22 protein-coding genes are annotated in these 25,139 nt (G+C 47.4%); 19 read left to right on the plus strand and 3 right to left on the minus strand.

Annotation, left to right across the window (positions count from 1 at the left end; all coding sequences use genetic code 11):
* Positions 1-121 precede the first annotated feature (121 nt).
* The 12 genes from purE (at position 122) to purD (ending at position 12,926) form a co-directional block, all read left to right on the plus strand.
* Positions 122-610, plus strand: a complete 489-nt coding sequence (gene purE / locus NYE49_RS03570; protein ID WP_003244134.1) for a 5-(carboxyamino)imidazole ribonucleotide mutase — start codon at positions 122-124, stop codon at positions 608-610.
* Positions 603-1,745: a 5-(carboxyamino)imidazole ribonucleotide synthase gene (purK, locus tag NYE49_RS03575; RefSeq protein WP_047182205.1), complete on the plus strand. Its 1,143-nt coding sequence runs from the start codon at positions 603-605 to the stop codon at positions 1,743-1,745. The genes purE and purK overlap by 8 nt, the downstream gene beginning before the upstream one ends.
* Positions 1,742-3,037, plus strand: coding sequence for an adenylosuccinate lyase (purB, locus tag NYE49_RS03580; RefSeq protein ID WP_029726598.1), 1,296 nt, complete (start codon positions 1,742-1,744; stop codon positions 3,035-3,037). The genes purK and purB overlap by 4 nt, the downstream gene beginning before the upstream one ends.
* A 73-nt stretch (positions 3,038-3,110) precedes the next feature.
* Positions 3,111-3,836 carry a phosphoribosylaminoimidazolesuccinocarboxamide synthase gene (purC, locus tag NYE49_RS03585; RefSeq protein ID WP_047182206.1) on the plus strand — a complete coding sequence of 242 codons (726 nt, stop codon included), beginning with the start codon at positions 3,111-3,113 and terminating at the stop codon, positions 3,834-3,836.
* Complete coding sequence (gene purS, locus NYE49_RS03590; RefSeq protein WP_003219409.1) at positions 3,829-4,083, plus strand: phosphoribosylformylglycinamidine synthase subunit PurS; 255 nt, start codon at positions 3,829-3,831, stop codon at positions 4,081-4,083. The genes purC and purS overlap by 8 nt, the downstream gene beginning before the upstream one ends.
* A complete protein-coding gene (gene purQ, locus NYE49_RS03595) occupies positions 4,080-4,763 on the plus strand; it encodes a phosphoribosylformylglycinamidine synthase subunit PurQ (protein WP_047182207.1) in 684 nt (227 codons plus the stop codon). Before purS ends, purQ begins: the two co-directional genes overlap by 4 nt.
* Positions 4,747-6,975, plus strand: coding sequence for a phosphoribosylformylglycinamidine synthase subunit PurL (gene purL / locus NYE49_RS03600; RefSeq protein ID WP_047182208.1), 2,229 nt, complete (start codon positions 4,747-4,749; stop codon positions 6,973-6,975). Before purQ ends, purL begins: the two co-directional genes overlap by 17 nt.
* On the plus strand, positions 6,951-8,381 hold the full coding sequence (gene purF, locus NYE49_RS03605) for an amidophosphoribosyltransferase (RefSeq protein WP_003233947.1): 1,431 nt from the start codon (positions 6,951-6,953) through the stop codon (positions 8,379-8,381). The genes purL and purF overlap by 25 nt, the downstream gene beginning before the upstream one ends.
* 101 nt (positions 8,382-8,482) lie before the next feature.
* Positions 8,483-9,523, plus strand: a complete 1,041-nt coding sequence (purM, locus tag NYE49_RS03610) for a phosphoribosylformylglycinamidine cyclo-ligase (protein ID WP_003233945.1) — start codon at positions 8,483-8,485, stop codon at positions 9,521-9,523.
* Positions 9,520-10,107, plus strand: coding sequence for a phosphoribosylglycinamide formyltransferase (purN, locus tag NYE49_RS03615; RefSeq protein WP_015382999.1), 588 nt, complete (start codon positions 9,520-9,522; stop codon positions 10,105-10,107). Before purM ends, purN begins: the two co-directional genes overlap by 4 nt.
* Entirely contained in the window at positions 10,104-11,642 is a 1,539-nt protein-coding gene (purH, locus tag NYE49_RS03620) for a bifunctional phosphoribosylaminoimidazolecarboxamide formyltransferase/IMP cyclohydrolase (RefSeq protein WP_047182209.1), read from the plus strand. Before purN ends, purH begins: the two co-directional genes overlap by 4 nt.
* A 15-nt stretch (positions 11,643-11,657) precedes the next feature.
* Positions 11,658-12,926, plus strand: coding sequence for a phosphoribosylamine--glycine ligase (gene purD / locus NYE49_RS03625; protein WP_342410932.1), 1,269 nt, complete (start codon positions 11,658-11,660; stop codon positions 12,924-12,926).
* Between the two features lie 39 nt (positions 12,927-12,965).
* Here purD and NYE49_RS03630 read toward each other — a convergent pair whose 3' ends face one another.
* Positions 12,966-13,385: an Lrp/AsnC family transcriptional regulator gene (locus NYE49_RS03630; RefSeq protein WP_342410933.1), complete on the minus strand. Its 420-nt coding sequence runs from the start codon at positions 13,383-13,385 to the stop codon at positions 12,966-12,968.
* 143 nt (positions 13,386-13,528) lie between these two features.
* Here NYE49_RS03630 and NYE49_RS03635 point away from each other — a divergent pair, with 143 nt between their 5' ends.
* Positions 13,529-14,803 carry an amino acid permease gene (locus NYE49_RS03635; protein WP_047182211.1) on the plus strand — a complete coding sequence of 425 codons (1,275 nt, stop codon included), beginning with the start codon at positions 13,529-13,531 and terminating at the stop codon, positions 14,801-14,803.
* Between the two features lie 14 nt (positions 14,804-14,817).
* Here NYE49_RS03635 and NYE49_RS03640 read toward each other — a convergent pair whose 3' ends face one another.
* Positions 14,818-15,045, minus strand: a complete 228-nt coding sequence (locus NYE49_RS03640; protein ID WP_047182212.1) for a DUF2892 domain-containing protein — start codon at positions 15,043-15,045, stop codon at positions 14,818-14,820.
* A 128-nt stretch (positions 15,046-15,173) separates the two neighbouring features.
* Between NYE49_RS03640 and NYE49_RS03645 the strand changes: the two genes are divergently transcribed.
* The 3 genes from NYE49_RS03645 to NYE49_RS03655 are packed head-to-tail and all read left to right on the plus strand — an operon-like array spanning position 15,174 to position 18,255.
* Positions 15,174-16,916, plus strand: a complete 1,743-nt coding sequence (locus tag NYE49_RS03645; protein ID WP_047182213.1) for an adenine deaminase — start codon at positions 15,174-15,176, stop codon at positions 16,914-16,916.
* A gap of 26 nt (positions 16,917-16,942) precedes the next feature.
* Positions 16,943-17,938: a DUF3048 domain-containing protein gene (locus NYE49_RS03650; RefSeq protein WP_342410934.1), complete on the plus strand. Its 996-nt coding sequence runs from the start codon at positions 16,943-16,945 to the stop codon at positions 17,936-17,938.
* Positions 17,939-17,940: 2 nt separating this feature from the next.
* The gene (locus NYE49_RS03655) at positions 17,941-18,255 is read left to right on the plus strand and encodes a YerC/YecD family TrpR-related protein (RefSeq protein WP_003219429.1); all 315 of its coding nucleotides are present in this window, start codon (positions 17,941-17,943) and stop codon (positions 18,253-18,255) included.
* Between the two features lie 37 nt (positions 18,256-18,292).
* Here the strand turns inward: NYE49_RS03655 and NYE49_RS03660 are convergent, their stop codons facing one another.
* Complete coding sequence (locus NYE49_RS03660; RefSeq protein WP_047182215.1) at positions 18,293-19,870, minus strand: FMN-binding glutamate synthase family protein; 1,578 nt, start codon at positions 19,868-19,870, stop codon at positions 18,293-18,295.
* A gap of 264 nt (positions 19,871-20,134) precedes the next feature.
* Here NYE49_RS03660 and NYE49_RS03665 point away from each other — a divergent pair, with 264 nt between their 5' ends.
* From NYE49_RS03665 to ligA, 3 genes are all read left to right on the plus strand, one after another.
* The gene (locus NYE49_RS03665; protein ID WP_047182216.1) at positions 20,135-20,821 is read left to right on the plus strand and encodes a heptaprenylglyceryl phosphate synthase; all 687 of its coding nucleotides are present in this window, start codon (positions 20,135-20,137) and stop codon (positions 20,819-20,821) included.
* A 61-nt stretch (positions 20,822-20,882) separates the two neighbouring features.
* A complete protein-coding gene (gene pcrA / locus NYE49_RS03670; protein WP_015383008.1) occupies positions 20,883-23,102 on the plus strand; it encodes a DNA helicase PcrA in 2,220 nt (739 codons plus the stop codon).
* Positions 23,103-23,127: 25 nt separating this feature from the next.
* Positions 23,128-25,134, plus strand: coding sequence for an NAD-dependent DNA ligase LigA (ligA, locus tag NYE49_RS03675; RefSeq protein ID WP_047182217.1), 2,007 nt, complete (start codon positions 23,128-23,130; stop codon positions 25,132-25,134).
* Positions 25,135-25,139: the final 5 nt, after the last annotated feature.

The following is a 25,139-nucleotide window of genomic DNA, read 5'->3' on the forward strand; positions in this document are numbered from 1 at the left end:
AGAAGCGAACGACTGACGATACATGTACCATGCCCGGTTTGTATTGCTTCCTCATAAGTGCAATGCAGAGCGGGTATTTTTTATTTTCTGAAAACAAAAGCATTAGAAGGTGGGGAACAGAATGCAGCCGCTAGTAGGAATCATCATGGGAAGCACTTCCGATTGGGAGACAATGAAACACGCATGCGACATACTTGACGAACTCAATGTTCCGTACGAAAAAAAGGTCGTTTCCGCTCACCGGACGCCTGATTTCATGTTTGAATATGCTGAAACTGCTAGAGAAAGAGGCATCAAGGTGATCATTGCCGGTGCCGGAGGAGCGGCGCATCTGCCAGGGATGACGGCTGCGAAAACAACACTGCCAGTCATTGGAGTTCCGGTTCAGTCCAAGGCGCTGAACGGAATGGATTCACTTCTTTCCATCGTCCAAATGCCTGGAGGCGTGCCTGTTGCGACAACATCCATCGGCAAAGCGGGTGCTGTGAACGCAGGCCTGTTAGCGGCGCAAATTTTGTCAGCTTTTGACGAAGACCTTGCCCGTAAGCTGGATGAGAGAAGAGAAAATACAAAACAGACAGTGTTAGAAAGCAGTGATCAGCTTGTCTAAACAAATCATCTATCCGGGAGCTGTAATCGGCATTATCGGCGGCGGCCAGCTTGGGAAAATGATGGCTGTGTCCGCCAAACAAATGGGGTATAAAGTCGCGGTCGTTGATCCGGTGAAAGATTCGCCGTGCGGGCAGGTTGCGGATGTCGAAATTACCGCTCATTATAATGACCGTGAAGCGATTCGAAAATTGGCTGAAATCAGCGATATCATCACATATGAGTTTGAAAACATCGACTATGATGCGCTGCATTGGCTAAAAGATCATGCGTATCTCCCGCAAGGAAGTGAGCTGCTGCTCATTACCCAAAACCGTGAAACAGAGAAAAAAGCAATTCAAGCCGCGGGCTGTGAAGTCGCACCGTACAGCATCGTCAAAACAAAGGATGAACTGAAACAGGCGGTACAGGAGCTTGGGCTTCCGGCAGTGCTGAAAACATGCCGCGGCGGGTACGACGGCAAAGGCCAATTTGTGATAAAAGAAGCGGCGCAAATGGAGCAGGCAGCCGCTCTGTTAGAACACGGAACCTGCATTCTTGAAAGCTGGGTTTCTTTTAAAATGGAACTGTCGGTGATCGTCGTCAGATCGGTAAACGGTGAAATTTCAACATTTCCGACAGCTGAAAACATTCACCACAACAATATTCTTTTCCAAAGCATCGTGCCCGCACGGGTAGAGAAAGGGATTCAGCAGAAGGCTGCTGATCTCGCAGGTAAGCTTGCAGATGAGCTTAACCTTGTTGGACCGCTTGCTGTTGAGATGTTCCTGACAGAGGACGGAGAGCTTTTGGTCAATGAACTGGCGCCAAGACCGCACAATTCTGGGCATTATACGCTGGACCTTTGCGAGACGAGCCAGTTTGAGCAGCATATCAGAGCGGTATGCGGGCTTCCGCTTGGGAAGACAGATTTGCTGAAGCCGGGCATGATGGTGAATCTTCTCGGCGATGAAGTGAAGCTTGTTGAGGAAGACCCGGAGCTTTTAAAAGAGGCAAAGCTATATATATACGGAAAACATGAAATCAAAAAAGGCCGCAAAATGGGGCATATTACATTTATGAAGCAGCCTGAAGACGAATGGATTCAGGAGATCACAAATAAATGGATGAATAGAGACGGAGGACAAGCAGAATGATCGAACGTTATTCAAGACCTGAAATGTCCGCGATTTGGACGGATGAAAACAGATTTCAAGCATGGCTGGAGGTAGAGATTCTTGCCTGTGAAGCGTGGGCGGAGCTTGGCGTCATTCCAAAAGAAGACGTAAAGCTGATGCGCGAGAACGCGTCATTTGACATCAACCGCATTTTAGAAATCGAACAGGACACGCGCCATGACGTTGTCGCTTTTACACGCGCCGTTTCCGAATCACTGGGCGAAGAAAGAAAATGGGTGCACTACGGATTAACGTCAACTGACGTTGTTGATACGGCCCTTTCCTACTTATTAAAACAGGCAAACGATATTCTGCTCAAGGATCTTGAGAGATTTGTTGACATTATAAAAGAAAAAGCGAAAGAACATAAATACACAGTCATGATGGGGCGCACGCACGGCGTACACGCTGAGCCTACAACTTTCGGCTTAAAACTTGCGCTTTGGCATGAAGAAATGAAACGTAATCTTGAGCGCTTTAAACAAGCGAAAGCAGGCATTGAGGTTGGAAAGATTTCCGGCGCTGTCGGCACATATGCGAACATTGATCCATTTGTTGAGCAATATGTCTGTGAGAAGCTCGGATTGAAAGCTGCACCGATTTCCACTCAAACCCTTCAGCGTGACCGCCATGCTGACTATATGGCAACACTTGCTTTGATCGCGACAAGCATCGAGAAATTTGCTGTGGAAATCCGCGGACTGCAAAAGAGTGAAACACGTGAAGTTGAGGAATTTTTCGCGAAAGGGCAAAAGGGTTCATCTGCAATGCCGCATAAACGAAATCCGATTGGCTCTGAAAACATGACAGGCATGGCGCGCGTGATCCGCGGCTACATGATGACAGCTTACGAAAATGTTCCATTATGGCATGAGCGCGATATTTCTCACTCTTCAGCAGAACGGATTATTCTTCCGGATGCGACAATTGCGCTGAACTACATGCTGAACCGCTTCTCCAACATCGTGAAGAACTTAACGGTCTTCCCGGAAAACATGAAGCGCAACATGGACCGCACTCTCGGCCTTATCTATTCTCAGCGTGTGCTGCTTGCTTTGATTGACACAGGCCTTACACGTGAAGAAGCCTATGATACAGTTCAGCCGAAAGCAATGGAAGCGTGGGAAAAACAAGTGCCGTTCCGCGAGCTTGTGGAAGCGGAAGAGAAAATCACGTCACGTCTTTCTCCGGAAAAAATTGCTGACTGCTTTGATTACAATTACCATCTGAAAAATGTTGATCTGATCTTTGAACGTTTAGGTTTAGCATAGAAGAAGCTTTTAGCGGCTTCTTCTAAGCCGCCGCAGTTTGAAAATTCCCAACATTCGGGTTAGGAGGCCTTCCGTGAATATTGTGAAGAATGAACTTTTATACGAAGGAAAAGCAAAAAAGATCTACAAAACCGATGACGATAACACGCTGTATGTCGTGTATAAAGACTCCGCTACTGCCTTTAACGGCGAGAAAAAAGCAGAAATCAGCGGAAAAGGGCGCTTAAATAACGAGATTTCAAGCTTGATTTTCAAACATCTTCATGCAAAGGGCATTAACAATCATTTTATCGAGCGCATTTCTGAAACAGAACAGCTCATTAAAAAGGTAACGATCGTGCCGCTTGAAGTCGTCGTCAGAAATGTTGTGGCAGGAAGCATGTCCAAACGTCTCGGCATTCCAGAAGGCACGGAACTTGAACAGCCGATTATCGAGTTTTACTACAAAGATGACGCGCTGGGTGATCCGCTCATCACAGAAGATCATATTTGGCTTTTGAAGGCGGCGACTCCTGAGCAGGTAGAAACTATTAAGTCCATTACAAAAACAGTAAATGAAGAGCTTCAAAGCATCTTCGACGATTGTCATGTCAGATTAATAGATTTCAAGCTTGAATTCGGTTTAGATGCAGAAGGGCAAGTGCTTTTGGCGGATGAAATTTCTCCTGATACATGCCGCTTGTGGGATAAAGATACGAACGAAAAGCTGGATAAAGATTTATTCAGACGCAATCTGGGAAGCTTAACCGATGCATACGAAGAGATTTTCAAAAGACTGGGAGGCATTCATCATGTATAAAGTAAAAGTTTATGTCAGCTTAAAAGAAAGTGTACTAGATCCACAAGGGAGCGCTGTCCAGCATGCCTTGCACAGTATGACTTATAACGAAGTTCAAGATGTGCGCATCGGGAAATACATGGAGCTTACCATTGAAAAATCTGACCGTGATCTTGACGTGCTAGTGAAAGAAATGTGCGAAAAACTTCTTGCGAACACAGTGATTGAAGATTACAGATACGAGGTTGAGGAGGTAGTCGCACAGTGAAATTTGCGGTGATTGTGTTACCCGGCTCCAACTGTGATATCGATATGTATCATGCTGTAAAGGATGAGCTCGGCCATGAAGTGGAATACGTCTGGCATGAGGAAACAAGCCTTGACGGCTTCGACGGCGTGTTAATTCCGGGAGGATTTTCTTACGGCGACTACTTAAGATGCGGCGCTATCGCCCGATTTGCGAATATTATGCCAGCTGTCAAACAAGCAGCGGCTGAAGGAAAACCTGTTCTTGGCGTCTGCAACGGATTCCAGATTTTACAGGAGCTTGGCCTTTTGCCAGGCGCAATGAGACGCAACAAAGATTTGAAGTTCATTTGCCGTCAGGTTGAATTAATTGTTCAGAACGACGAAACCTTATTCACAGCTTCCTACGAAAAGGGACAATCGATTACAATCCCGGTTGCCCATGGTGAAGGGAATTTCTACTGTGATGACGAGACGCTTGCTTCATTAAAGGAAAACAATCAAATTGCTTTCACATACTGCTCTAATATTAATGGAAGTGTCAGCGACATTGCCGGTGTCGTGAATGAGAAAGGCAATGTATTAGGCATGATGCCTCACCCTGAGCGCGCGGTCGATGAACTGCTTGGAAGCGCCGACGGTCTTAAATTGTTCCAGTCTATCGTGAAAAATTGGAGGGAAACTCATGTCACTACTGCTTGAACCAAGTAAAGAACAAATAAAAGAAGAGAAACTGTATCAGCAAATGGGTGTCAGTGATGATGAGTTTGCATTGATAGAATCCATTCTTGGAAGATTGCCGAACTACACAGAAATCGGAATTTTTTCTGTCATGTGGTCTGAGCATTGCAGCTACAAAAACTCAAAGCCGATTCTGCGTAAATTCCCGACAAGCGGCGAGCGTGTGCTGCAGGGGCCGGGAGAAGGCGCTGGAATCGTTGATATCGGTGATAACCAAGCGGTTGTGTTCAAAATTGAATCACATAACCACCCATCAGCTATCGAGCCTTACCAAGGCGCTGCGACTGGCGTAGGCGGAATTATCCGTGATGTATTCTCAATGGGTGCACGTCCAATCGCTGTATTGAACTCTCTTCGATTTGGTGAACTGACTTCACCCCGCGTGAAGTACTTGTTTGAAGAAGTAGTAGCGGGTATCGCCGGATACGGCAACTGTATCGGCATTCCTACAGTCGGCGGAGAAGTGCAGTTTGACAGCAGCTATGAAGGAAATCCGCTCGTCAACGCAATGTGCGTCGGTTTAATCAACCATGAAGACATCAAAAAAGGCCAGGCAAAGGGTGTCGGCAACACAGTAATGTACGTAGGAGCGAAAACAGGGCGTGACGGCATCCACGGCGCTACGTTTGCTTCTGAAGAAATGTCAGACTCGTCTGAAGAAAAGCGTTCTGCTGTCCAAGTCGGCGATCCGTTTATGGAGAAGCTTTTGCTTGAAGCATGTCTGGAAGTCATCCAATGCGACGCCTTAGTCGGCATTCAGGATATGGGAGCTGCCGGTTTAACAAGCTCAAGTGCAGAAATGGCAAGTAAAGCCGGTTCTGGCATTGAAATGAACCTTGACCTGATTCCTCAGCGCGAAACAGGCATGACCGCGTATGAAATGATGCTTTCTGAATCACAAGAACGGATGCTTTTGGTTATTGAGCGCGGACGTGAGCAGGAAATCATCGATATTTTTGACAAGTACGATCTTGAAGCGGTTTCTGTCGGACATGTGACAGATGATAAAATGCTTCGCCTGACACACAAAGGAGAGGTTGTGTGCGAGCTGCCTGTTGATGCCTTGGCAGAAGAAGCACCGGTTTACCATAAGCCTTCTCAAGAGCCTGCTTACTATCGCGAGTTTTTGGAAACGGACGTTCCGGCTCCGCAAATTGAAGATGCGAATGAAACGCTGAAGGCCCTTCTTCAGCAGCCGACGATTGCGAGCAAAGAGTGGGTTTACGACCAGTATGACTACATGGTGCGCACGAATACAGTTGTCGCTCCTGGGTCTGATGCTGGTGTTCTCAGAATCCGCGGAACGAAAAAGGCGCTGGCGATGACGACAGACTGTAACGCGCGTTATCTCTATCTTGATCCTGAAGTCGGCGGGAAAATTGCTGTCGCTGAAGCAGCGCGCAACATCATTTGCTCAGGCGCAGAACCGCTTGCGGTCACAGATAACCTTAACTTCGGAAACCCTGAGAAGCCGGAAATCTTCTGGCAGATCGAAAAAGCGGCAGACGGCATAAGCGAAGCGTGCAATGTTCTCAGCACACCGGTTATCGGCGGTAACGTATCGCTTTATAACGAATCAAACGGCACGGCGATCTATCCGACACCTGTTATCGGCATGGTCGGCTTAATTGAAGATACAGCACACATTACAACACAGCATTTCAAACAAGCGGGAGATCTCGTATATGTGATCGGCGAAACAAAACCAGAGTTTGCCGGAAGCGAGCTGCAAAAAATGACAGAAGGCCGTATTTACGGCAAAGCGCCGCAAATCGATCTTGATGTAGAGCTGTCTCGTCAAAAAGCACTGCTTGACGCGATTAAAAAAGGCTTCGTTCAATCTGCGCATGATGTGTCTGAAGGCGGCTTAGGCGTAGCGATTGCGGAAAGTGTCATGACGACGGAAAACCTTGGCGCTATTGTGACTGTAGAAGGGGAAGCGGCATTATTATTCTCTGAATCTCAATCCCGCTTCGTCGTTTCAGTGAAAAAAGAACATCAAGCAGCGTTTGAAGCAGCTGTGAAAGATGCGGTTCATATTGGTGAGGTAACGGCTGACGGAATTCTGGCGATTCAAAACCAAGACGGACAACAAATGATTCATGCGCAAACGAAAGAGCTTGAACGCGTATGGAAAGGAGCTATCCCATGCTTGCTGAAATCAAAGGCTTAAATGAAGAATGCGGCGTTTTTGGGATTTGGGGACATGAAGAAGCCCCGCAGATCACGTATTACGGTCTCCACAGCCTTCAGCACCGAGGACAGGAGGGGGCGGGCATCGTAGCGACTGACGGTGAAAAGCTGACGGCTCACAAAGGCCAAGGGCTGATCACTGAAGTATTTCAAAATGGCGAACTCAGCAAAGTAAAGGGAAAAGGCGCTATCGGGCACGTTCGGTACGCAACGGCTGGAGGCGGCGGATACGAAAATGTTCAGCCGCTCCTCTTCCGTTCCCAAAACAACGGCAGCCTGGCGCTTGCTCATAACGGAAATCTTGTCAACGCCACTCAGCTGAAGCAGCAGCTCGAAAATCAAGGGAGCATCTTTCAAACCTCTTCGGATACAGAGGTTTTGGCTCACCTGATCAAAAGAAGCGGACACTTCACGCTGAAGGATCAAATTAAAAACTCGCTTTCTATGCTGAAAGGGGCCTACGCGTTCCTGATCATGACCGAAACAGAAATGATTGTCGCGCTTGATCCGAACGGGCTGAGACCGCTATCCATCGGCATGATGGGCGACGCTTATGTGGTCGCATCAGAAACATGCGCATTTGACGTCGTCGGCGCAACGTACCTTCGCGAGGTAGAGCCGGGGGAAATGCTGATCATTAATGATGAAGGCATGAAATCAGAGCGTTTTTCCATGAATATCAACCGTTCCATTTGCAGCATGGAGTACATTTATTTCTCCAGACCAGACAGTAATATTGACGGTATTAATGTGCACAGTGCCCGTAAAAACCTTGGAAAAATGCTGGCTCAGGAATCCGCAGTTGAAGCTGACGTCGTAACCGGGGTTCCGGATTCCAGTATTTCTGCGGCGATCGGCTATGCAGAGGCAACAGGCATTCCGTATGAGCTTGGCTTAATCAAAAACCGCTATGTCGGCAGAACATTTATTCAGCCGTCCCAAGCTCTGCGTGAGCAAGGCGTCAGAATGAAGCTGTCTGCGGTGCGCGGGGTTGTAGAAGGCAAACGCGTCGTGATGGTGGATGACTCTATCGTACGCGGAACAACTAGCCGCCGGATTGTGACGATGCTTAGAGAAGCAGGTGCGACAGAGGTGCATGTGAAAATCAGTTCACCGCCGATCGCTCATCCGTGCTTTTACGGCATTGATACTTCCACACATGAAGAATTAATCGCGTCTTCGCATTCTGTTGAAGAAATCCGTCAGGAAATCGGAGCCGATACCCTCTCATTTTTGAGTGTGGAAGGGCTGCTGAAAGGCATCGGCAGAAAATACGATGACTCGAATTGCGGACAGTGTCTCGCTTGCTTTACAGGAAAATATCCGACTGAAATTTACCAGGATACAGTGCTTCCTCACGTAAAAGAAGCAGTATTAACCAAATAAAACTTGAAAAATGACATAAAGGCAGCGCAGTTCGGCTGCCTTTCTCTTTCTGCCCTCGTTCGGGGAGATATTTTGAAAAGCGCCTTAAAGGAGTGAATAGGATGTCTGAAGCATATAAAAACGCAGGAGTTGACATCGAAGCCGGATATGAAGCTGTAAAACGAATGAAAAAACACGTGGAGCGCACGAAACGGCTTGGCGTTATGGGCAGCCTTGGCGGTTTTGGCGGCATGTTTGACCTGTCTGAGCTTTCTTATCAAAAACCAGTTCTCATTTCGGGAACGGACGGTGTCGGCACAAAATTAAAGCTCGCTTTTTCCATGGATAAACATGACACGATTGGCGTGGACGCTGTTGCAATGTGTGTCAATGACGTGCTGGCACAAGGTGCAGAGCCGCTGTTTTTCCTCGATTATTTAGCGGTCGGCAAAGCGGACCCTGTGAAAATTGAACAGATTGTACAAGGTGTGGCGGAAGGCTGTGAGCAGTCAGGTTCAGCCTTAGTCGGCGGTGAAACGGCTGAAATGCCGGGACTCTATACAGCTGATGAATACGATATTGCCGGTTTCTCAGTCGGAGTGGCAGAAAAGGACGAAATCGTGACTGGAGAAAACATCGAAGAGGGTCATCTGTTGATCGGCCTCAGCTCCAGCGGCCTTCACAGCAACGGCTTTTCCCTTGTCAGAAAAGTGCTTCTGGATGATGCGGAGCTGGACCTTGATACAACATATGAGCCGTTTGAACGCCCGCTTGGCGAGGAATTGCTTGAACCGACAAGGATTTACGTGAAGCCTGTGCTTGCCGCGGTCAAAAGCGGAAAAATCGACGGCATGGCGCACGTGACAGGCGGAGGATTTATTGAAAATATTCCGCGTATGCTTCCGGAAGGCTTAAGTGCGGAAATTGATCATGGCTCATGGCCGATTCCGCCAATTTTTTCTTTCTTGCAAGAGTACGGCAAGCTAAAGGAAGAAGACATGTTCAACGTCTTTAATATGGGTATCGGTTTTGTTTTGGCTGTCAAAGAAGAGCATCTGACAGATGTGATCGGAACGCTTGAAAGCCATGGCGAAAAAGCCTATTTAATCGGGCGTGTGAAAAAAGGTGAAGGCGTCACTTTCGGCGGTGCGGCACTTTCATGAAAAAGTTTGCGGTATTTGCATCAGGAAACGGTTCAAACTTCGAAGCCATCGTCACGCGTTTGAAGGAGGAGAACTGGGATGCGTCAGCAGCGCTCCTCGTTTGCGACAAACCGCAGGCGAAAGTCATCGAACGGGCGGAAGCATTCCACATTCCATCCTTTGCATTTGAGCCGAAGTCTTATGAAAACAAGGCTGCATTTGAAAAAGCCATTATTGAACAGCTTCGTCTTCACGAGGTTGAATTGATTGTTCTTGCCGGCTATATGAGGCTGATCGGTGATACGCTCCTTCAAGCATATGGAGGAAAAATCATTAACATTCACCCGTCGCTTCTTCCGGCGTTTCCTGGAATCGACGCAGTCGGACAGGCGTTCCGGGCGGGTGTGAAGGTGGCCGGAATCACCGTACATTATGTCGATGAAGGAATGGATACAGGTCCGATCATCGCTCAAAAGGCAATCGAAATTGATGAACATGATACATTGGAAACAATCGAACAGCGAATTCACAAGCTTGAGCATAAATGGTATCCGAGTGTGATTAAACAGCTATTAGGATTAAATAACAGAGGTGAAAAGGCATGACCATTAAACGTGCGTTAATCAGTGTTTCAGATAAAACAAATCTCGTTCCTTTCGTAAAAGAACTGACAGAGCTTGGCGTTGAAGTCATCTCCACAGGCGGAACGAAAAAGCTTCTTCAAGAAAACGGTGTGGATGTGATCGGAATTTCTGAAGTGACAGGCTTTCCTGAAATTATGGACGGCCGGTTAAAAACACTTCACCCGAATATTCACGGCGGTCTTCTGGCGGTTCGCGGCAATGAAGAGCATATGGCGCAGATCAATGAACACGGGATTCAGCCGATTGACCTCGTTGTTGTCAACCTCTATCCATTTAAAGAAACGATTTCTAAAGAAGACGTCACGTATGAAGAGGCGATCGAAAATATCGACATCGGCGGACCGGGCATGCTGCGTGCGGCATCAAAGAACCATCAGGATGTCACAGTTATTGTCGATCCGGCCGATTACAGCCCAGTGCTGAATCAAATCAAAGAAGAAGGCAGCGTATCTCTTCAGAAAAAACGCGAGCTCGCGGCAAAAGTATTCCGTCATACTGCGGCATATGATGCACTGATCGCTGACTATCTGACAAATGTTGTCGATGAAAAAGAACCAGAGCAATTCACTGTGACATTTGAGAAAAAACAATCGCTTCGCTATGGAGAAAACCCGCATCAGGAAGCAACTTTCTATCAAACAGCTCTTCCTGTCAAAGGCTCCATTGCGCAAGCAGAACAGCTTCACGGAAAAGAGCTTTCTTACAACAACATTAAAGACGCGGATGCGGCAGTTCAAATCGTTCGTGAATTCACTGAGCCGGCTGCGGTTGCTGTGAAGCATATGAATCCGTGCGGCGTAGGAACAGGAAAAACGATCGCAGAAGCGTTTGACAGAGCGTTTGAAGCGGATAAAACATCTATCTTCGGCGGCATTATCGCGCTGAACCGTGAAGTGGACAAGGCAACTGCCGAAGCGCTTCATAACATTTTCTTAGAAATCATCATTGCGCCTTCATTCAGCCAAGAAGCGCTCGACGTCCTGACTGCGAAGAAAAATCTCCGTCTGCTGACGCTTGACGTATCCGTCGCTGTTCAAAAGGAAAAACAGCTGACATCTGTTCAAGGCGGGCTGCTGATTCAAGATTTAGATATGCACGGCTTCGATGATGCTGAGATTAGCATTCCGACAAAAAGAGAGCCGAACGAGCAAGAGTGGGAAGACTTGAAGCTTGCTTGGAAAGTCGTGAAGCATGTGAAATCAAATGCGATTGTTCTCGCGAAGGACAACATGACAGTCGGCGTGGGAGCAGGCCAAATGAACCGCGTCGGATCGGCAAAAATCGCCATCGAACAAGCAGGGGAAAAAGCGAAGGGCAGCGCGCTCGGTTCGGATGCATATTTCCCAATGCCAGATACTGTCGAAGAAGCGGCAAAAGCGGGCGTTACAGCCATCATTCAGCCAGGCGGATCGATCCGTGATGAGGATTCCATCAAAAAAGCGGATGAATACGGCATTGCCATGGTATTCACCGGCATCAGACACTTCAAACATTAAGGGGATGAAAACGACGTGAATGTATTAATTATCGGTAAAGGCGGAAGAGAACATACGCTGGCGTGGAAGGCAGCGCAAAGCAGCCTCGTCGAGAATGTATTTGCCGCTCCCGGAAATGACGGCATGGAAGCTTCCGCACAGCTTGTAAACATTGAGGAAAGCGACCACGCAGGGCTTGTCTCGTTTGCAAAACAAAACCAGGTCGGCCTGACCATTGTCGGCCCTGAGGTTCCTTTAATCGAAGGTCTGGTGGATCAATTTGAAAAAGCGGGTCTGCGCGTGTTCGGCCCTTCAAAAGCCGCGGCGATCATCGAAGGAAGCAAACAGTTCGCTAAGGATTTAATGAAGAAATACGACATTCCGACCGCAGAATACGACACGTTTACATCCTTTGAAGAGGCGAAGGCATATGTGCAGGAAAAAGGTGCTCCGATTGTGATAAAAGCAGATGGACTTGCAGCTGGAAAAGGCGTTACTGTGGCTATGACAGAGGAAGAAGCAATTGCATGTCTGCATGACTTTCTTGAAGATGAAAAGTTCGGTGATGCGAGCGCGTCCGTTGTCATTGAAGAATATCTTTCTGGTGAAGAATTTTCTCTGATGGCCTTTGTCAAAGGGGAAAAGGTGTATCCAATGGTGATTGCCCAGGATCACAAGCGTGCGTTTGACGGAGACAAAGGCCCGAATACGGGCGGAATGGGCGCTTACTCTCCAGTTCCGCAAATTTCGGAAGAAACGGTCCGCCATGCTGTAGAAACGATCGTGAAGCCGGCCGCAAAAGCAATGGTACAAGAAGGCCGTTCCTTCACTGGCGTTTTGTACGCTGGATTGATGCTTACTGAAAACGGCTCGAAGGTCATTGAATTTAATGCCCGTTTCGGCGATCCGGAAACACAGGTCGTGCTTCCGCGCATGGAATCTGATCTGGTGCAGGTGCTTCTTGATCTTTTAGATGATAAGGAAGTTGACTTAAGATGGAAGGATACCGCTGCTGTTAGTGTGGTGCTTGCTTCTGAAGGATATCCGGAAAGCTACGCAAAAGGCACGCCGATCGGCAGCCTTGCTGCGGAAACTGAGCAGGTCGTGGTCTTCCATGCCGGAACGAAAGCAGAAGGCGGAGAGTTCGTTACAAACGGGGGGCGCGTCGCAAATGTGACGGCTTTTGATGAAACGTTTGAAGCGGCTAGAGACCGAGTGTACAAAGCGGTTGATGAAATTTTCAAACCGGGACTCTTTTTCAGAAAAGACATTGGGGCACGCGCTTTAAAGGCTGCCCAAAAATAAGTGAGGAAAACCCGCAGAATAGCTGCGGGTTTTTTGTTATCAAAAAGCGGGATGGCAGCTGGAAGAAGAAAGGACAACGAGCGTGGTTGGTTTTCCATGGGCCATCGAGGCGTCAATAAAATCCTCAAGCGTATGTACCGAATCAGTCACGACCTTTGTCACATAGCTGTACATCCCTGTGATGCGGTGATTTTCTGCTACATCAGGATGCGATGTTGCAAAGGCGGCGTAGTGCTTGCAGCTTTTTGGCTCCATGAGAATAAAAGCGGTGACATGCTTGTTTAGTTTTTCGTAACAGATATTCGCGCTGTAGCCGGTAATCACTCCTTTGTCTTCCAGCTTCCTGACACGCTCCGCCGCGCTTGGCGAGCTGAGTCCGACAAGCTTTCCCAGCTCAACCATCGTTAATCTGCCGTTTCGCTGCAAATGCGAGAGAATCTGAAGGTCTGTATCGTCCATTTGTCTGGCTCCTTTACATATTTAGGCGAATGAATGAAAATTCCTTTGATAGTAAGGTAATGCTGTTGATTTAACTTCATTGTAGCATATGGATGCCGTCTTATTTTTTCTATAATAAAGCCATCAATCAGAGAGGGGGCATCATGTTGCCAGAATTACAGCGCTCTATTACTTGGATACAAGGGACGGCGTTAACGATTGGGGCGGTTTTAGGATGCGGGATATTAATCCTGCCGTCTGTCACCGCGGACACGGCCGGCCCCGCTTCTTTATTTGTTTGGGTGTTCATGTCCTTCTTATCCTTTTTTCTTGTCGGCACGCTGGCCCGGCTTGTGAAAATAGCGCCTAGCGCGGGAGGAATCACGGCTTATGTGCAGCTGGCCTTTCAGAAAAAAGCCGGGGCTATTTTGGGCTGGATCATGTTAGGGTCCGTTCCGATCGGCGTTCCCATCATCGCTTTGACTGGCGCGCATTACGTCAGTTACGTCACAGAGGCGGCGGATTGGCAGGTTACATCGATTGCTGGTTGTATGCTGGCTATATCTATTTTGCTTCATATGAAAGGGATTCAACTATCAGCAAACATCAGTACACTCGTCATATGTGTCATCGTATTTCTGCTTGTCACTTCTATTGCTGTGTCATTGCCACACGTCACGATAGCAGAATTCAAGCCGTTTCTTCCGCATGGCTGGTCTGTTGCTGGATCTGTTTCTGTTATGATTTTTTTCTCTTTTGTAGGCTGGGAAATGATTACTCCATTGGCTGAGGAATTTCATCGCCCTGAAAAAGATGTCCCAATCAGCTTGTTCTTGGGAGCGTCTTGTGTGGCAGGGCTGTATATCATGCTGTCATTTGTGACGGTGGGAACTCATTCATACGGTGAGAATGGAGAAATTGCATCGCTTGCCATGCTCATCTCAAAAGGAGCAGGGGAAAGCGGTGTATATGTCACGGTATGTTTAGCGCTGTTTATTACATTCGCCACCATTCATGCCAATATTGCTGGTTTTTCCAGAATGGTGTACGCATTGGCGAGGGAGGGGCACATTCCCGTATATTTTGGAAAACTGAATGCGACAAAACGTACGCCTATTCGCGTTTTGACAGCGATGACTGCAGTGTTTGGTTTAGTGCTTGCAGCGCATGGCGTGTTTCAAATCGATTTGACAACTCTGTTGCAAGGGCCGAGCGCAGCTTTCATCGCATCTTACATATGTACAATGGCGGCAGCACTGAAAATCCTGAGCTGGAGAGATTTAGGCTGGTGGATGGCGCTCGGAGCGTTTGTGGCGTGCACAGTGATTTACTCATTCAGCGGCTGGGCACTTCTTTATCCGGCGGTGCTGGCAGCTGCAGGATATTTCTATATGAAAACAAAGGGTGGGCATAAAAAAAAGCTCGATCACGTTTCGTGATCAAGCTTTTTCATTTATCCGTTATGCTGGCCGTTATTTCCAGAATCGCTGTGTTGAAACATGTAGGTCACAGGGCAGAATCGAAGGATTCCCGAACCCGCTTTCATGGCCCCCATAAAGATGTAAAAGAGATGCATTCTGCACCAAGGTTTTTTCGTAAACTTTGCGCTGGCGGCTGACATAATCGTCAATCCGCAGGCGATTCTGAACACGGCATTGATGAGACTGATGTTTGGCTTCAAGGAAATCCGCTCCTTTTACTTAAAAAAGTTTTTTAATCGAACCTTCAAAAATTTGTAACGTTTTTATCGTGCGTGATGAGGAAGGATGTGATACCATGAGTCTAATACATGTAAAGGAGAGTATGTGAATGTCCGAACGCACCTTTAACTGGAAAAACAAAGACATCAGGGCACAGGTTGATGTTGTAGACTCAAAGCTGCTTCCAACGCTCCTTTTACGGAATGCTCTCGTCTTAAATCCATATGTAAAACAATGGCTGAAAAAAAACATTTGGATTTATCAGGACCGCATTGTTTATGTGGGTCATGAACTTCCGAATAGAGCCGAAGAAATTCATACAATTGATTGTGAAGGAAAATACATTGTGCCAGGTTATATTGAACCGCACGCACATCCTTTTCAAATATATAATCCCCAAACACTGGCGGAATATGTGTCTCAATACGGAACAACGACATTCGTGAATGATAACTTATTTTTGCTTTTGCAAAGCGGAAAAAAGAAAGCGCTTACGATTTTGAATGAACTCAAAAAACAGCCTGTCCAGTATTTTTGGTGGTCACGCTATGACCTCCAGACCGAGGTTTTGAACGAGGACCACGTCCTTCCGTTTGACGTCAGAAAACAGTGGATTGAACATCCGGATGTGATTCAAGGCGGAGAAATGACCGGATGGCCTCGCTTGGTAGATGGTGATGATTTAATGCTCCACTGCATGCAAGCTACAAAGAAACAGCGAAAACGCATTGAAGGGCATTTTCCCGGCGCTTCTGATAAAACGCTTACAAAAATGAAGCTGTTCGGTGCGGATTGTGATCATGAAGCGATGACAGGTGATGAAGTGATGAGAAGGCTGGAACTGGGCTATTATGTTTCCCTTCGGAACTCTTCCATTCGCCCCGATGTAAGAAAAATCTTGCAAGAACTGCATGAGAAGGGCTTCCGCTATTATGACCACTTCTTTTACACGACAGATGGCGCAACCCCGAATTTCTATAAAGGCGGCATGACAAACGAGCTGATTCGCATCGCGTTAGAAGAAGGCGTACCTGCAATCGATGCCTACAATATGGCATCATTTAATATCGCAAAGTATTACCAAATGGATGATTATTTAGGAGTTATCGGACCGGGTAGACTGGCATCGCTCAACATACTGGAAGATCCGTTAAATCCGAATCCCGTGACTGTTCTGTCAAAAGGGACCATTCTGCGTGAAGACGGCTGTAATTTGAAGGCGTTTACAAAGACGGACTGGCACAAAGGCGGTCTTGTCCCGCTTGAGCTTTCATATGATATGACGATGGATGACTTGCAGTTTTCTATGCCGATGGGCGTGAAAATGCGGAATGCGGTTATTATGGAGCCGTATATGATTGAGATCGACAATTCGATGGAACAGCTCTCGTTTGACCATGATGAAAGTTATTTGACGATGCTCGACAGACACGGGAAATGGCGCGTCAATACGATGATAAAAGGGTTTGCCTCAAGCGTGCAGGGATTTGTAAGCTCCTTTACGACGACGGGCGACATTGTCGCGATTGGAAAAAATAAAGCGGATATGCTGCTCGCTTTTGCCCGCATGAAAGAAATCGGAGGAGGAATTGTTTTAGCGGAGAACGGAAACATTCTGCATGAAATCCCGCTTGCGCTGTGCGGCTGCGCCTCTTCGGAAGCATATGAAGTCGTGCTTGAGAAGGAACAGAAGCTGAGAGATCTTTTGACTGAAAGAGGCTATGAGTTTTGCGATCCTATCTATACGCTGCTCTTTTTGCAAAGTACGCACCTTCCGTATATACGCATTACGCCAAGAGGAATCTTCGACGTCATGAAAAAAACTGTACTCTTTCCATCGATAATGCGTTAAAATATAAAAGAGCAGGGAGCCGACATATGAAAAAATGGATGACAGTTTGCGCGCTGTATTTCGTGTTTTTTCTGCTGGTATCCTGCCAGCAGAAGGATGCTGTCCCGGATACTGCAAAGAAGCTGAAAGCTCCTTTAACGGGGCTAAAGAGTGAACAGAAGGTGACTGAACGCCGGCCTGTTGCTGTTGTGGTGAACAATCACCCGAAGGCGAGGCCGCAGTCGGGTCTGTCTAAAGCCGACATTGTCATAGAAGCGCTAGCCGAAGGGCAAATCACAAGATTTCTGGCCATTTTCCAAAGCCAGATGCCTGAAACTGTCGGACCTGTGCGGAGCGCGCGGGAGTATTTCGTCACTCTCAGCAATGGCTTTGACAGCATATTTGTCCATCACGGCTGGAGTCCCGGCGCCAAAGAGCAGCTGGAATCCGGAGCTGCCGATTATATGAACGGATTGGATTTTGACGGAAGCTTATTTTGGAGAGCTGATTTCAGCAAACCGCCCCACAATTCCTATACGTCTTATGATTACATAAAAAAGGCGGCGGAACAAAAGGGATATGAGCTGAAGCAGGAAACAAATCCGCTGCTGTTTCAAACATCAGATGCAAAACCTGCAAATGAATCTTACAATGTTCGGGTAGATTATGGAACAAATAACGTTACAAATCTTGTCGAATACAACTATGATAAAAAAGCTGAATCTTATACAAGAAGCTCTGATGGTGTCATAACGACAGACCGGGAAACCGGAAAGCCGGTTGCAATGCAAAATATTTTCATTGTTGAAGCCAGCCATCATATTATTGATCAAGATGGAAGGCGGGACATCGACTTGGAATCAGGAGGAAAAGGTCTGTTGTTTCAGCACGGAAACGTCATTGAAACAGACTGGAAACAAGTGAATGGCAGAATTGTGCCGGTAAAAGACGGCAAGTGGCTTCCGTTTTTGCCAGGAAAGACTTGGATCAATATCGTACCTGATCTTGATGCGGCTTCCATTAGTAAAGGAGAAGGTGTGTAACGATGCAAATCGATAAATTACGCGGCAAAGAGCTGGACCAGTTATTTAACTCGATCTTATCGCTGAAAGACCTGGAGGAATGTTACCGATTCTTCGATGATCTATGCACAATTAACGAAATTCAATCGCTGGCTCAGCGCCTTGAAGTGGCGCGCATGCTTCGCGAAGGAAACACGTATCATAAGATTGAAACAGAAACAGGCGCTTCCACGGCTACGATTTCCCGTGTGAAACGCTGCTTAAATTACGGGAATGACGCTTATGAAATGGCGCTTGACCGTGTGAAGGAAACGGAAACTGAGTCTTCTTCAAAATAACATAGAACCGCCCTGCCGTTCGGCAAGGGCGGTTTCTTTATGAAACAAATTGATGGATCAGGTTGTCGATATCGATGAGACTGCCATCCTCTTTCCGATAGACAACATGCTCCTTGGAAAAGTGAATCGGCGAATTGATCCCTGCTGCGGCTGCGAGGTTAAACAGTCCCTCGCGCAGGGAAATGACGTAGTTGCAGACACGATGCTGTTTTTCCTCAACGCTCAACGCTTTTTGCAATTTCGGATCTGTCGTCGCCACACCTGCCGGGCAGGTGTTGGTGTGGCAGACGAGAGCGCGGATGCAGCCAACGGAAAACATCATGCCGCGTGCGATGTTGACAAAGTCAGCGCCGAGGGCTAAGGCGACCGCGATTTTATCAGGAGTCAGGAGCTTTCCGGAAGCAAAGATTTTCAGCTGGCTGCGCAAGCCGTACTGTTTAAGAAGCGTGTCAACAATAGGCAGCGCTGTCATAATCGGAAGGCCGACTGTATCCGCGAGCTCGTAAAAGGAAGCTCCGGTACCGCCTTCACTTCCGTCGATCGTGATAAAATCCGGATGCTTTCCGCTTTTCTGCATATGAGAGAAAAGCTCATGCAATTCTTCAGGATGCCCTGCGACCAGTTTGATGCCGACTGGCTTTTGTCCGACATCTCTAAGTTTTTCAATAAAGTCGAGCATTTCAGGAGGGTTTGAGAATTCATAAAAGCGGTTCGGGCTGTCAATCGACTTTCCAGGTTCGACATTCCGAATGTCTGCCACTTCCTCTGATACTTTGGCGCCGTCCACATGGCCGCCCCGGGTTTTCGCTCCTTGTGCCAGCTTTAGCTCAAACGCTTTAATCTGGTCAATCCTGCTTTTTCTTTTAAATTCCTCCCATGAAAATTCTCCGTTTCTTTTGCGCACGCCGAATAGGCCCGGACCGATTTGGCAAATGATATCGGCGCCGCCCTTTAAGTGATACTCAGACAATCCTCCTTCACCTGTATTCATCCAGGTTCCGCCTGCCTGATGGAGCCCTTTTGAGAGCGCCGTAACAGCCCGTTCTCCAAGAGAACCGTAGCTCATGGCAGACTGGCCGACTAATCCCTTCACATAAAATGGCTTCTCGCATGTATGCTCGCCAATCACCTGTACATCATCAGGATGGAGAAAATACGGGTCTGCCTTGATATGTTCGGCATGCTCCTTGCGTTTGAATAGATTGTCAGCATCCATTTTATAGATTTGGGTTTCAATTTTTGGCGTTTGATTTACGTGCATTTCTTCCCTTTGTTTTGGAAACATAGCGTTACGGATATAATAGCCAGGTTTATCAAAATCTCTTACAGATCCAAAGCCCATCATTCTGCTTTTGTATTTGCCGGAGATGACGGTTTGCTCATATTCCTTTCGTGAAAAAGGCTGCTCCTCATTGTCATTGCTGTATAAATACTGTCTGAGCTCCGGCCCGATTTTTTCAAGGATATACCGAAACCTTCCGATGACGGGATAGTTGCGAAGAATTGAGTGCTCCTGCTGTTTTTCATCCTTTATGTAGATCCAGGCAAACAAGACGATCGGGATAGCGATGATCCCTATGATAAATGCGATGAGTGCTATTATGATGGTTTCCATCTCTCAGCCTCCCTTTTTTATGTAACCATTTCCACAGTTGAACACTTTCCAAACAATAGCAGAAGGAATCTGGTGAAAAATGTGTGCTTCTGCCGATACAGGACTCCCATGCAGGTACTGCCATATGCTCTCTTTTTTTATGAAAATAGAATCAAAACACCTTTTTCAGTGAATAACGAGATTAACGGCTTTTTCCGTTTTTCCGCGCTATGTGAATTTGTTATAATGTTTAAATGGTAACAAACGAATGGAGGAACGTATGACGTGTACGATGTAACGGAGTGGAAGCATGTCTTTAAACTCGATCCAAATAAAGATTTGCCTGACGAACAGCTGGAGATTCTTTGCGAATCAGGAACGGATGCGGTCATCATCGGAGGAAGCGATGGTGTGACAGAGGATAATGTCCTGCGGATGATGTCTAAGGTAAGACGGTTTTTGGTGCCGTGTGTCCTTGAGGTATCAGCGATTGAAGCGATCGTTCCAGGCTTTGACTTATATTTTATTCCGAGTGTATTAAACAGCAAAAACGCGGATTGGATTGTCGGAATGCACCAGAAAGCCATGAAGGAATACGGAGAACTGATGTCTATGGAAGAAATCGTGGCGGAGGGCTACTGCATCGCAAATCCAGATTGCAAAGCCGCGGCACTGACTGAAGCGGACGCCGATCTGAATATGGATGATATTGTCGCCTATGCGCGTGTGTCGGAGCTGCTGCAACTGCCGATTTTTTATTTAGAATACAGCGGCATGCTTGGAGACATAGAAGCTGTCAAGAAAACGAAGGCTGTATTGGAAACGTCCACCTTGTTTTATGGCGGCGGCATCAAAGATGCGGAAACGGCCAAACAGTACGCAGAGCATGCGGACGTGATCGTTGTAGGCAATGCTGTGTATGAAGATTTCGACAGGGCTTTGAAAACAGTAGCGACTGTGAAAGGCGAGTAGTAAATTGTACGAATTTGGTTTATGATAGAACATATGTTTTGTATAGGCGGGTGAACAAATTTTGAATTATATTAGCAATCAATTACTAAGCGGTTTAAATCCCGTTCAGCAGGAAGCTGTCAAAACAACGGACGGGCCTCTTTTGCTGATGGCGGGAGCGGGAAGCGGAAAGACGCGTGTCCTGACACATAGAATTGCTTATTTAATGGCAGAAAAGCATGTGGCGCCGTGGAACATTCTGGCAATCACATTTACAAATAAAGCGGCACGCGAAATGAAAGAACGTGTGGAAAGCATCCTCGGACCCGGCGCGGACGATATCTGGATTTCCACATTCCACAGCATGTGCGTGCGGATCTTGCGCAGAGATATCGACCGGATTGGGATCAACCGAAATTTCTCCATTCTTGATACGGCTGACCAGCTTTCAGTGATCAAGGGGATTTTGAAGGAGCGCAATCTTGATCCGAAGAAGTTTGACCCGAGAAGCATCCTCGGTACGATCAGCAGTGCGAAAAACGAATTGACCGAACCGGAGGAATTCTCTAAAGTTGCCGGCGGCTACTACGATCAGGTGGTCAGCGATGTATATGCTGATTATCAGAAGAAGCTATTGAAAAACCAGTCGCTCGATTTTGACGATTTGATTATGACGACGATTAAACTGTTTGACCGAGTGCCGGAAGTGCTTGAATTTTATCAGCGCAAATTCCAGTACATCCATGTTGATGAGTATCAGGATACGAACAGGGCGCAATACATGCTCGTTAAGCAGCTTGCCGAGCGTTTCCAGAACCTTTGCGTTGTGGGGGATTCAGATCAGTCAATCTACAGATGGCGCGGCGCGGATATCACCAACATCCTTTCATTTGAAAAAGATTATCCGAATGCAAGCGTGATTTTGCTAGAACAAAACTATCGTTCAACGAAACGGATTTTGCGCGCGGCAAACGAGGTCATTAAAAACAACTCTAACCGCAAACCAAAAAATTTGTGGACGGAAAACGATGAAGGCATCAAAATTTCCTATTATCGCGGTGATAATGAATTCGGTGAAGGACAGTTTGTGGCCGGTAAAATTCATCAGCTTCACAGCTCAGGCAAGCGGAAGCTGTCTGATATCGCCATATTATACCGGACAAACGCGCAGTCCCGTGTGATCGAGGAAACGCTTCTCAAAGCGGGCTTGAACTATAACATTGTCGGCGGCACAAAGTTCTATGACAGAAAAGAAATTAAAGACATTCTTGCGTACCTGCGCCTCGTATCCAATCCGGATGACGATATCAGTTTCACGCGCATTGTCAATGTGCCGAAGCGCGGAGTCGGCGCGACATCACTTGAAAAAATCGCTTCGTATGCGGCCATAAACGGCTTGTCCTTTTTCCAAGCGATTCAGCAGGTTGATTTTATCGGCGTCAGTGCCAAAGCGGCAAACGCGCTTGACAGCTTTAGACAGATGATTGAAAACCTGACCAATATGCAGGATTACTTATCCATTACAGAGCTGACAGAAGAAATTCTTGATAAGACGGAATACAGAGAAATGCTGAAGGCTGAGAAATCGATCGAAGCCCAAAGCCGTTTAGAAAATATCGACGAGTTCCTGTCTGTTACGAAAAACTTTGAACAGAAAAGTGAAGACAAGACACTCGTTGCGTTCCTGACAGACTTGGCGTTGATCGCAGATATTGATCAGCTCGACCAGAAGGAGGAAGAGTCAGGCGGCAAGGATGCGATCACCCTGATGACACTGCACGCCGCGAAAGGACTGGAGTTCCCGGTTGTTTTCTTGATGGGGCTTGAAGAAGGCGTCTTCCCGCACAGCCGTTCACTCATGGAGGAAGCGGAAATGGAAGAAGAACGCCGCCTTGCGTACGTTGGGATTACAAGGGCGGAACAGGAGCTTTATCTGACCAATGCTAAAATGCGCACCTTGTTTGGCCGGACAAATATGAACCCGGAATCTCGCTTCATTGCTGAAATACCGGATGATTTATTGGAAAACCTAAATGAGAAAAAAGAAACAAGAGCGACGTCTGCGAGAAAAATGCAGCCGAGACGCGGCCCTGTTTCACGCCCGGTATCCTACGCCAGCAAAACAGGCGGCGACACCTTGAACTGGGCAGTCGGAGATAAGGCGGGCCATAAAAAATGGGGAACAGGAACTGTTGTCAGCGTGAAAGGCGAGGGAGAAGGGACGGAGCTCGATATTGCCTTCCCGAGCCCTGTCGGCGTGAAACGCCTGTTAGCAGCATTTGCTCCTATTGAAAAGCAGTAATTGAAGAGAGGAAAGGAAGAAGCAGATGGACAAAGAAACAGCGAAGCAGCGGGCAGAAGAACTGCGCCGCACCATCAACAAGTATAGCTATGAATATTACACCTTAGATGAACCGAGCGTCCCAGATGCCGAATACGACAGATTGATGCAGGAGCTGATTGCGATTGAGGAGGAGCACCCAGACCTCAGAACGCCTGACTCTCCTACGCAGCGCGTCGGCGGAGCCGTGCTTGAAGCGTTTCAGAAAGTCACCCACGGCACACCGATGCTCAGTCTGGGCAACGCCTTTAATGCTGATGATCTTCGTGATTTCGACCGCCGTGTGCGCCAAGCCGTCGGCGACGATGTGGCGTATAATGTGGAGCTGAAAATAGACGGTCTTGCTGTTTCTCTCCGTTATGAAGACGGCTATTTTGTCAGAGGGGCCACAAGAGGTGACGGAACGACGGGAGAGGATATTACGGAGAATCTGAAGACGATCCGCAATATCCCGCTCAAAATGAACCGTGAGCTGTCAATCGAAGTGCGCGGCGAGGCGTATATGCCGAAGCGTTCGTTTGAAGCTCTTAATGAGGAACGAATTAAAAATGAGGAAGAACCGTTCGCCAATCCGCGAAATGCCGCGGCGGGATCACTCAGGCAGCTCGATCCGAAAATTGCAGCGAAACGAAACCTCGATATCTTCGTCTACAGTATAGCGGAGCTTGACGAGATGGGTGTGGAGACGCAAAGCCAGGGGCTTGATTTTCTCGACGAACTCGGATTTAAAACGAATCAGGAACGAAAAAAATGCGGCGACATAGAAGAAGTCATTACGCTGATCGATGAGTTTCAGTCCAAACGCGCTGACCTGCCGTATGAAATAGACGGCATTGTCATTAAAGTCGATTCCCTCGATCAGCAGGAGGAGCTCGGTTTTACGGCGAAAAGCCCGCGCTGGGCCATCGCGTATAAGTTTCCTGCTGAAGAGGTCGTGACGAAGCTTCTCGATATCGAATTAAATGTCGGCAGAACGGGTGTGATCACGCCGACCGCGATTCTTGAGCCGGTAAAAGTTGCCGGCACAACGGTCTCAAGAGCATCCCTTCATAACGAAGATTTAATTAAAGAGAAGGACATTCGGATTTTGGATAAGGTTGTCGTCAAAAAAGCGGGCGATATCATCCCGGAAGTTGTGAATGTCCTCGTTGAACAGCGCACAGGAGAAGAAAAAGAATTCAGCATGCCGACGGAATGTCCTGAATGCGGCAGTGAGCTCGTCCGGATCGAAGGAGAAGTGGCGCTTCGCTGCATAAATCCTGAATGTCCGGCGCAAATCCGGGAAGGGCTGATCCATTTCGTTTCTCGCAATGCCATGAACATTGACGGGCTCGGCGAACGAGTGATCACACAGCTGTTTGAGGAAAACCTTGTCCGCAATGTGGCAGATTTATATAAGCTGACGAAGGAACGAGTCATCCAGCTCGAGCGCATGGGTGAAAAGTCCACTGAAAACCTGATCAGCTCCATCCAAAAATCAAAAGAAAATTCGTTAGAGCGTTTGCTGTTTGGGCTTGGCATCCGTTTTATCGGATCAAAGGCCGCAAAGACGCTTGCCATGCATTTTGAAAGCTTGGAGAACCTGAAAAAAGCCTCTAAAGAGGAACTTCTCGCGGTAGATGAAATCGGTGAAAAAATGGCTGATGCTGTGATCACCTATTTTCATAAAGAAGAAATGCTTGAACTCTTGAATGAACTTCAGGAGCTGGGCGTAAACACGCTCTACAAAGGCCCGAAAAAAGTAAAAGCAGAGGACAGCGACTCTTACTTTGCCGGTAAAACAATTGTTCTGACAGGAAAGCTGGAAGAGCTGTCAAGAAACGAAGCCAAAGCGCAAATCGAAGCGCTGGGCGGAAAGCTGACTGGAAGCGTCAGCAAAAACACAGACTTAGTCATCGCCGGAGAAGCGGCGGGAAGCAAGCTGACAAAAGCACAAGAGCTGAACATTGAAGTGTGGAATGAAGAACAGTTAATGGGAGAGCTAAAGAAATAAGAGGA

It is taken from the genome of Bacillus sp. FSL L8-0358 (assembly GCF_038593095.1).
Taxonomy (GTDB): domain Bacteria; phylum Bacillota; class Bacilli; order Bacillales; family Bacillaceae; genus Bacillus; species Bacillus subtilis.

What these genes read in the sequence shown, in the direction of transcription:
- NYE49_RS03650 (WP_342410934.1), top strand. Translation starts at nt 16,943, where the DNA reads ATGAAAAAATGGATGACAGTTTGCGCGCTGTATTTCGTGTTTTTTCTG.
- purL (WP_047182208.1), top strand. Translation starts at nt 4,747, where the DNA reads ATGTCACTACTGCTTGAACCAAGTAAAGAACAAATAAAAGAAGAGAAA.
- ligA (WP_047182217.1), top strand. Translation starts at nt 23,128, where the DNA reads ATGGACAAAGAAACAGCGAAGCAGCGGGCAGAAGAACTGCGCCGCACC.
- purN (WP_015382999.1), top strand. Translation starts at nt 9,520, where the DNA reads ATGAAAAAGTTTGCGGTATTTGCATCAGGAAACGGTTCAAACTTCGAA.
- purF (WP_003233947.1), top strand. Translation starts at nt 6,951, where the DNA reads ATGCTTGCTGAAATCAAAGGCTTAAATGAAGAATGCGGCGTTTTTGGG.
- purB (WP_029726598.1), top strand. Translation starts at nt 1,742, where the DNA reads ATGATCGAACGTTATTCAAGACCTGAAATGTCCGCGATTTGGACGGAT.
- purE (WP_003244134.1), top strand. Translation starts at nt 122, where the DNA reads ATGCAGCCGCTAGTAGGAATCATCATGGGAAGCACTTCCGATTGGGAG.
- NYE49_RS03655 (WP_003219429.1), top strand. Translation starts at nt 17,941, where the DNA reads ATGCAAATCGATAAATTACGCGGCAAAGAGCTGGACCAGTTATTTAAC.
- purS (WP_003219409.1), top strand. Translation starts at nt 3,829, where the DNA reads ATGTATAAAGTAAAAGTTTATGTCAGCTTAAAAGAAAGTGTACTAGAT.
- purH (WP_047182209.1), top strand. Translation starts at nt 10,104, where the DNA reads ATGACCATTAAACGTGCGTTAATCAGTGTTTCAGATAAAACAAATCTC.
- NYE49_RS03660 (WP_047182215.1), bottom strand. Translation starts at nt 19,870, where the DNA reads ATGGAAACCATCATAATAGCACTCATCGCATTTATCATAGGGATCATC.
- NYE49_RS03630 (WP_342410933.1), bottom strand. Translation starts at nt 13,385, where the DNA reads ATGGACGATACAGACCTTCAGATTCTCTCGCATTTGCAGCGAAACGGC.
- purM (WP_003233945.1), top strand. Translation starts at nt 8,483, where the DNA reads ATGTCTGAAGCATATAAAAACGCAGGAGTTGACATCGAAGCCGGATAT.
- NYE49_RS03635 (WP_047182211.1), top strand. Translation starts at nt 13,529, where the DNA reads ATGTTGCCAGAATTACAGCGCTCTATTACTTGGATACAAGGGACGGCG.
- NYE49_RS03645 (WP_047182213.1), top strand. Translation starts at nt 15,174, where the DNA reads ATGTCCGAACGCACCTTTAACTGGAAAAACAAAGACATCAGGGCACAG.